Here is a 1117-nt window from a genome sequence, read left to right on the forward strand (position 1 = left end):
CCCGCCGCCGCCCAGGAATCGCCGCCATTGCCGCCGCTGCCGGCAACCGACTGGGCAAGAATGCCGCCAGCCTGGTAACCCTTGGTGACGATGCTGCCGCCGCCGCTGAGGCCGGTATCGACGATCACCAGGTCGCTCCTGCCACCGTCGCCGCCCCAGCCGCCGACCGTAACGCCGAGGCTGACATTGACGCCGTTGCTGACCGAGCCGGCCATCGTGGCCGCACGGCCGCCATTGCCGCCGCCGCCGCCAATCGACTGTGCCACGATGCCGCCCGAGCCGACCGCGTCGGTGTCGGCGATGATGTTGCCGTCCGCCCTGACCGTAACCTTGCCGCCAGGGCCGCCATCGCCGCCCTCGCCGCCAACCGAAACGCCGACAGCTGCCGATGCGTAGAAACCGGCGCTGAAGGCTCCGGAATAGGCATTGCCGCCATTACCGCCGCTACCGCCGACCGATTGCGCCAGGATGGCCTTCGCGCCCGCGCCGCCGACGTGGATGTCGCCCTTGTGGGTGACGGTAACCTGATCGCTCAGGTTCGCATCGCCGCCGCCGCCGCCGATCGCGACGCCAGCCGCACCGAATATACCAACCGCGACCGCACCGGCGCTGCCGCCATTGCCGCCGCCGCCGCCGACCGATTGCGCCAGGATGCCGTGCGCGAGCGCGCCTTTGGTGGTTATGTTTGCGGTGTTTTTGACCTCGCCCTGGCCCCCTGCCCCGCCAGCGCCGCCCTGGCCACCGACAGCGACGGCCGCAAAGGCACCACCGGCGCCCGCCAAGCCTCCATCACCACCTGAACCACCGACCGACTGCGCGAAGATGCCGATCGAGAGGTCCCTGTCAGTGGTGATCCGAGCCGTATTTTCGACATAGACTTTCTGGCTGCCACCACCGGAACTGCCATTGCCGCCCAGCGAGAAGGAAGGTCCGCCGACCGTCACCGCAAAGCCGCCGGAGCCGCCGCCGCCGCCGACCGACTGCGCCATGATGCCGTGCGACTGAATACCTTCGGTCTGGACGACGGCGCCGTTGATGACATCAACGGTCTTGCCGCCGCCACCGCCGGCGCCCTTACCACCTATCCCGATGCCGAGGCCCAGGTTCAGTCCTGCGG

The 1117-nt window shown here is 69.5% G+C and carries 1 pseudogene; it reads right to left on the minus strand.

The annotated features are described in order from the left end of the window. Window positions 1-989 (minus strand): annotated as a pseudogene (locus EN984_RS35550) (autotransporter outer membrane beta-barrel domain-containing protein); the annotation flags it as partial. Between the last annotated feature and the right edge of the window lie 128 nt (window positions 990-1117).

It is taken from the genome of Mesorhizobium sp. M7A.F.Ca.CA.004.12.1.1 (assembly GCF_003997835.1).
GTDB lineage: Bacteria > Pseudomonadota > Alphaproteobacteria > Rhizobiales > Rhizobiaceae > Mesorhizobium.